At 44.9% G+C, this 7,566-nt stretch carries 4 protein-coding genes and 1 pseudogene; all 5 read right to left on the bottom strand.

Translation table 11 applies throughout. The features are described from left to right. On the bottom strand, positions 1-403 hold a 403-nt coding region (locus tag V7Z69_RS09210; protein WP_334139701.1), incomplete at its 3' end, for a rhodanese-like domain-containing protein. 221 nt (positions 404-624) lie between these two features. Beyond that, on the bottom strand, positions 625-1,395 hold the full coding sequence (locus V7Z69_RS09205) for a hypothetical protein (RefSeq protein ID WP_334139700.1): 771 nt from the start codon (positions 1,393-1,395) through the stop codon (positions 625-627). A 3-nt stretch (positions 1,396-1,398) separates the two neighbouring features. After that, positions 1,399-3,396 (bottom strand): BREX-3 system phosphatase PglZ, encoded by a 1,998-nt coding sequence (gene pglZ / locus V7Z69_RS09200; protein ID WP_334139699.1) that lies wholly within the window; start codon positions 3,394-3,396, stop codon positions 1,399-1,401. Next, positions 3,389-6,214, bottom strand: coding sequence for a DEAD/DEAH box helicase (locus V7Z69_RS09195; protein ID WP_334139698.1), 2,826 nt, complete (start codon positions 6,212-6,214; stop codon positions 3,389-3,391). Before V7Z69_RS09195 ends, pglZ begins: the two co-directional genes overlap by 8 nt. Before the next feature lie 41 nt (positions 6,215-6,255). After that, positions 6,256-7,566: pseudogene (locus tag V7Z69_RS09190) on the bottom strand (DNA methyltransferase); the annotation flags it as partial.

The following is a 7,566-nucleotide window of genomic DNA, read 5'->3' as shown; positions in this document are numbered from 1 at the left end:
AACCGGCAGCCTTCCACGCTTTCAATCCGCCATCAAGCACCTTAACATCTCTTACGCCAGCATACATCATTATTACGGCGACCCGAAAAGCTGCAGCGATGTCAGATTCGTAAAGGATTACCGTCGTGTCTTTTGTTATCCCATGCTGAAGAAGCACTTCCTCCAGCTCTTCGTCAGAGACCTTGTTCCATAGGGGCTCCCTTTCGAACAGATTGGTATCCAGGTGGATAGCTCCAGGAATGTGGCCTTCGTTGTACTCTAAAGGCTTTCCCCAACTGACCTCGAAGATTTTGTAATCCTCAAAAGGCACTTCTTCTGATGTTTTGCCGTTTATGAGGTCGTACAACCAACCAGTGGAGATAAGTTTTTCGCAGCTTTTTAGTTTATTCGCAGATAGAACCATTTCTACCGTTCACCTTTTAAGATGCCATAAGCTTCGGTAATTATAGGCACGCCAAACATATCTTGCACAGAAGACATAATGTTTTCATACATTTCCAACTTCTACCACCTACACACTCAAGTAGGTGGATTATATACCCTAGTGACTTTCATCACAACCCCAAGTTAGGTGTGTTACAGGGCAGTAGCATTGTTACCATAATGACGGGGCTCTGTGGATATCTAAGCACCCTTGCTATTTTTCAATATAATCAGATCTTGGTTTAAACCTTGCCTAACCCAATCAAGCCTACCTGCTGAAGCCTTGACCAAAGAACGGCTGGAAACGTAGCTTAACCTAAACGCAAAGAATATAGGTGAATTAAGAATGGTATCTAACGGTGCCGATTCTTTGTCCTGGGAATATAAAAAAGCCTCCGCAAGCCACGCAATTAAATCTGGGTTTTCTATTGGAAGGCAAAAACTAGGAACATATGTCCCCTTTATGGGTGTATCTGCCAAAACTCTCCAGTCCACAAAGCTCCTTAAGACCTTTTGTGTCGCCCACAAAACTGTACTGCGTTCCCCATAACTTTCCCGCATCCGCATTTGGATCTGCCTTGTAAGCACTTTTCCCTGCAACCTTAAAAGCCTTCCCACATATGCAGCAACAGAACCCCAAAAAGGATACACAGCCATCACCATACCCCAATGCACGGCAACATGATCTATCGTGGGCAGGTTCGACAACAAGCTTAGGCCTCTTTTACAAAAGCATTCAAACTCTTTAGGTGGTCTGTTCCAAATCCTCATAAGGATAGTAATTGTTTTATCTAGAGACCCTCTGTAACTTATATTCTTAGAGCGAAAGGCTTCTTTAAGATCTCCTTGTAAAGCCGTTTTAACATCAGGGACATCGTTGCCCGCCAAAGAAAGATACGCCGCCTTTTCTAACCAATCAAGACGGATAAGCCGATCTATGCCTATTTGCCCTTTTCGTGCCTGTAATTTCAAAAACTATCCATCCTTCCTATCTATCTTTACAAATGGAACGATTAATTCTTCCACGCTAATACCCCCATGGCTTATCAAAATAGAACCTTCTTTTGTAAAAGCTGTTCTTGGCGGGGCAATCAATGGGAAATAACCCTCTGGAAGTCCAATAGGAGGCCATTCTAAGGATTCAGGGAATCGTTCTTTTGTTCTTGCCCTTAAGACAGGATCCGGGTATATCCTTACTCGCTCTCCACGCAAATCAGCAACGACACCTTCGTTAGGCTTACCTATACCTTTTGCTTCTATATTGCCATGGTCTGATGTTAGATAAACATAAAACCCTTCTTCCTGCAGCGTTTTTATAAGGTTTAACACAAACCCTTGACTGGCCCATTGCTTAATTTGGCTTAGCATGCCAGCAGATCCTAACTGCATGCCGTGAATTATCTTATCAACTTTATCCACTACTAAACCTAGAACACGTAATTTGGGTTTCGCCAGTAGATCAGATATCTTTCCCCAATCTCCATCACTTAAACCTCTGGCATATGCTACGTTATTCTGCTTTAGACCTTGGTTTTCCCAAAATTTATACCAAAGGATCGGCTCTTTATCTGTGGTGTTTATGCTATCAGGAAAGCACATCGGCGGTTCGCCGGCAAACGCAGATTGCCTAGAAACCGAAGTTAGCGTAGGAATCCAAGCAAAAACAGCTTTCTCTCGAAACACAAAGCTGGGTTCTTGTTTTTCCAACTCCTTTTTCAGCACCAACCATTGATCTAAAGCAAGGCCATCAATTACTACAAATGCAATTTTAGCGTGCTCATCATTTACTAACTCTCTAGCAAGATACCGAGGGATGTGATGCAAAAGAATAGGTGGAGCTGGAGGTAAAGATGCTAAGCTTCCATATCGATCCAAGGCCCAGTCTTTTATTGCAGAATCTACCTTCGCCCTCAATGGCTTCAACCGCTCTTCATATTCTTCTGATGGTTTAACTGATACCAGCGCAGTTAATTCTGCCCAGACGAACGCAAATTGAAGCCACTCTTCATGATTAGAATCTCTAGAGGGAAGGGCTTCTTCTGCTGCATATAACAGCTTCTCTATCCTACGACGGTTATTTTCTTCTGGAGAAAGGTCGATCCCACAGCTAAACCATTCTTGTGCAAATACGTCCCCATTTTCTAACAATATGGGTTTAAGCAGCCCTTCTGCAAAAAGGTTATCTATATAAACCTGTATATCCTGATGGTCAAAGGGTAAGATCTCAGGTCCCGGGAACTCAAAATGTAAAGAAGATGTTCCATAACAATCATCTTTTTTCTGCTTTGTTACGTAATTTAAAAATGCTTGCCAGCGTTCCTGCAAGAACGCAAAAAAGGCTTGAGAGTCAGGAACTATAACTTCCAATGGCCAATCGGCGAACTGCTTATTTTGTCGAAGCACTTTGATAAATCGCTCGTCTAAATTAGCTGGTATCTGTTGCTTTCGACGATAATGACGACGCAATAGTACGCTCAGTAGGTCCTTAGGGTCCTTTATGAGCTCGGGGGCAATTTTAAAAACGTGACGAAGAATGAAATCTTTTGTCGCTTCGTCACCTAGCTTTTCAGGAGTATATTTCACTTGAGCATCATACAATTGCTCTATGTAAGAAATATTTAGGGACGAAATCACAGGATAACTAAGGTTAGGAAACAATTCGCCCAAGGAAAACGATAGTTTACACTCTGCCTGCAATAAATCATAAGGCAAGTCTCTTAAATCCTGAGATGCGCATCTTAGAACAACTGACAAATCATCTCCTTCTCCGTTGTCCCAGCGGGAGCGGAATCTAGACTCATATATATATCGGAATACAACATGGTCTTCGTAGGTTATCAGCTCAAATCCTCGTTCTGCGATTCCCTTTAGAATCTTTTCCTCTAGTAACAATCTATCAGGATCCGAAACTAGTGTGAGCTTCGCCATACCAGGGATAAATTTCTTTAAAATATGTTCTCTCCAATCAGTCATGCTTTTTTCTCTCCACTCTAGCTATAACCAGAGGTATAAGCTCTGGCAATACCCTCTCCAGCGATTTAAGTTCTTCTTCGCATCGCCGCTCTTCCCTATCCAAAGCAGCCAGTTTATGGCTTCGGACCTGAGGGAGGCCAATACGCTCTATGGTCCTACGTCTAGCGGCGAAGACATATTTTTTCTTTGTACGTTCCCTTTCGATATTCTCTCTATGAGTGCGTATTATTTCTGAATAAATGGATTCCCCTTCTCTGTGGGCTTCTTGCCAAAGCTTCTCAAAAAGTTGCTTCGATGTCTCGGCATCCATATGATCCATTATTTCCCAATCATCGATCAACATCTTATCCCAAATGTGCTTCGCTGTCGGCTTAAATATTCTGCCACTGTCAGAAAGAAAAAGAGGCATAAATTGGTAATTATTCCAACCTTTCGCAGAGACCGAAATGCGCCAGATCGACCAAAAGCCGATCACATCCTTTGGAAGATCTGGAAGGGCTATTATAGGTATCCTTTGTCCTGGAACAAAGGGGGCAATTTCAAAACACAGCCTCCTAACCTTCGGGTTTTCCATGGTGAGGTGCTTTGCTTCTGGATGTTCTTCTGCGTCTTTGTGATTGAACACTACATCATCCATTAACTCACCATCAGGCCATATTAAACTCCAAAGGGCCCCTTTCTTTTCTGCTCTGCCCCCATAGGCCTTTATATAACTCACAGTCATACGCTCAACCCAGTGTGGCAGAGGATGTGCCATCAACTTTCGCACCTCTTGGTGATCTAATTTTTCTAAAGACCCGAGTAAATAAGCGCCTTGCTTGATGTTTAAAGCCTGTTTACGAAAATCCTGTAAGACATCGTTCACTTTCTCTTTTACTGCATTGGGATCAAGTATGGCCTTTACGTACAAATCGTCAAATATGTTCTCAGCTTGCGCGGAATCAAGCACATCTGCAGTTTTATCTATACCTAGCTCGTTGAAAATGATTTCGAGTTTTTCCTCCAGAACTTCTCTTACCCGAAACTCTACAGAGTCTTCCAGTACGAAGTTGATGGCTCTTACGGTATGACTTTGGCCTATTCGATCCACCCTGCCTATACGTTGTTCCACGCGCATAGGATTCCATGGCATATCGTAATTTATAACTACATGGCAAAATTGCAGGTTAAGACCTTCTCCCCCTGCATCTGTGGATATAAGTACCCTTGCTTCTTTTGCAAATCGTTCTTGTACATCTCTGCGCTCCTCCATGGACATGGAACCATTCAAACAAACTGCAGATATTCCTCGCTCTGTTAAAAATTCGTATAACATTTCTTGAGTTGCTACAAATTCGGTGAAAACCAGCACTTTAAGTTTTGGATCCTTTTCTTCGATCTGAAGTTTATAAATCCAATCTAAAAGAGCTTCCGCTTTTGCATCAGGCCCCTGAATTTCACACTGTCTGGCGGTTTCCAAAAGGAGTTCTACTGTTCTCCGTTCGTCATCCAGAGCGCCTAGATTAGAAGTCACAAGTGCATCTACCTGTTCTTGTCCGTCAAGTTCCGCCCAATCTTCCTCATTGAGCAGTGGTAAGAGAGAGAGTTGCTCCTCTGGTTTTTCTAAAGCTTCCAAACGACGTTCTAGAGTAGACCTTATTGCCCGAGTACTTGAAACTACTAGACGTTGCATTAGGATCATCAAAAAACCTATATAGCTGTTTTTTTCCGCAATTGCTTTGTTATAGCCTTTACGTACATAGTCAGTAACTGCTTCGTAAAGCTCTTTTTGTCTGTGATGGTGCTCCTTCCATGAAATTGATACCAACTCGGTTTGCCTTGGCTTGAAAAGAGCCTTACCTTCTGCATCTATGGCACTTCGTTTCTCGGTTCGAATAACGTAAGGATGAACTCTACTCTTCGTTATGCTGGTTTCGTCCGAAAATGATTCAGGATCTAGCAAAGACATCAAACGCCGAAACTGATCAGTCTTACCCTGGTGAGGCGTTGCCGACAGCAAAAGTATATATGGTGAAGATTCGGACAAAGCTCGTCCTAACCTGTAACGAGCAACCTGATCGGTACTTCCGCTAAGACGGTGAGCTTCATCTACAATAATCAAATCCCATCCAGCAGAAATTAAGTCTTGAAATCTCTCCCAAGCTACACTCCCAGGATTAGAAGATGGTTTGACAGAATCCATGGACACAATGACCTGATCGAAAATTCTGAAAGGGTTTTGCGAGGAAGAGTCCAAAATCCCGTTCATGCGCTTTAAGCTACGATAATCTTCTGACATTATTGGATGAAATTGCTCATTGAAGTGGGTCTCCATTTCAGCAATCCATTGTTTTACCAATCCCTTGGGCACAATAACGAGAACCCTCTTAACCATTCCCCTTAGTTTGAGCTCCCGCATTATAAGGCCCGCCTCTATAGTCTTACCAAGACCAACTTCGTCAGCCAGAAGATAGCGCACCCTTCCACTAGATATAGCCCTAGATAGAGCATGAATCTGATGAGGTAAAGGTATGACGGAAGATTCTATCGGTGCAAGCATGACGTCATGAGTCAGAGCATCAGCAACCCGTGTCGCTGCAGCAAGATATGTCAAATGGTGAGTGTTAAATTTTGGACCTTGAGTTGAAATTCCATCCCTGCTAACCCGCACAATGGCACCTGTAGCTGGAAGCCACACACGGAAAACCTCATGCTCCCACAGAGTGGTTCGTTCCACCACTAAACCATATGTACAATTGGATGTCACGTAGATCCAATCACCCTCTGAAGGATAGCTTTTAATATTTAAACTTGGGTGCTGAGTTTTATCCTTTTCCATTTACCGGCCTTCCTCCAGAAAATCTTGCTCTGCTAAAGGCTTTATTCCTCCCCAGATCTGGTGAGCGCCTGGTCATGCCACATAAGCAACTTCGGATCCTCCTGAAGCACTCTCTCTGGGATCTTGCGCGCCACGGTAATAATAGTGGTGTAGTCACGCTCCTGCCATGCTTTTTTGAAGCCGGCGCGAAGAGCCTCAAGGCGAAACACCTTCAGGCGTCTCCCGCTGAAATGCTTATATTCCTCAAATTCCTTAAGCAAAGCCTTCTCTCGAAGTTTTTCCAGGTCGCTGGCCCTATTGGGATCCGGAACGTACCAACGCGCTTTCGCGCGACTAATGAGGGCTGAAGACTGAGTGATGAGTTGGCCGTTCTCCTCCATCGAACGCCCAGACGCCAGTTCTTCCTGAATAATCTTGCGAAGCTCCGAACTCTGCTTCATCCACGAAACAATCTGCGATGGGATTGGGCCTTTACCATCGTAGCAAAGGAAATTCTGCTCTAAAAGCTCCTTGAGTTCCAGAGGCTTCTCGTGTTTCTGCCAGCCACCAATTTCCTTGAGGAACTGCGGATGGAGCTCCTGGAAGGTCTGCGGCTTCCTGGTGAGACTTGCTTTCAGCCACTGGATGGCAGAGGCCTCGTCGGTGACGAAGATCGAAAGCTGCAGGACCTCCTTCACCTTCATGCGCTTCTTGTCGTAATCCGCCACCTGGTCAGGCAAAAAGTACATTCCGTCTCGCTCGGGGAAGCGCTGGGCAAGACCGGCGTAGAACTCAGCAGCAGAAAGGGGCACTGTAACGCCGCGTTGGACATGGAAGGCCACCATGCGGTCAAAGAGCAGGTAGTTCGTGCGCTCAGGATTAATCTCCATGCTCCCGTTCTTAATTGCTGGTGGCGCTAATTTCCCTAAATGGGTACGTATATAATCCCACACACCTTCCTCAGTGCCGGCTTCGCGCTTGAAGCGCTCTTCAAGTCCTCCGTTGGGTTTGTAGCAGGAAATTATCAAATCCTGCTTGACCGCGTTGGCGCTGGTCACCTGCTTGAACGAGCCCTGCTTCTTGTCCAATGTGCGCACATCTGCGATGACAAAACCCGCGGTTTGCAGCGCTTCCTGAATGCTGTTCCAGACGCTGTTTTTGGAGTTGTGGAACTCCACCGTCATCCAGCGGCCCGGCTTGAGCACGCGGTAGTATTCCTTGAAACACTCCGTCATCAGGCGCTGGTATTCCGGCAAGCCCTTGCCCTGCACCTGATTCTCGATCGCCTCTGGCTCATTGTTGGTAAACACCTTGAGCCAGGCTTCCCAGAGGAAGTTCAGCTCCGAATACATCAGGTTGCCGCCGAAGGGCGG

This window comes from Thermovirga lienii, assembly GCF_036847465.1.
GTDB classification, from domain to species: Bacteria; Synergistota; Synergistia; order Synergistales; family Thermovirgaceae; genus Thermovirga; species Thermovirga lienii.
The sequence above is the reverse complement of the archived record's forward strand: the minus strand, read 5'-3'. Positions and strand labels throughout refer to the sequence as shown.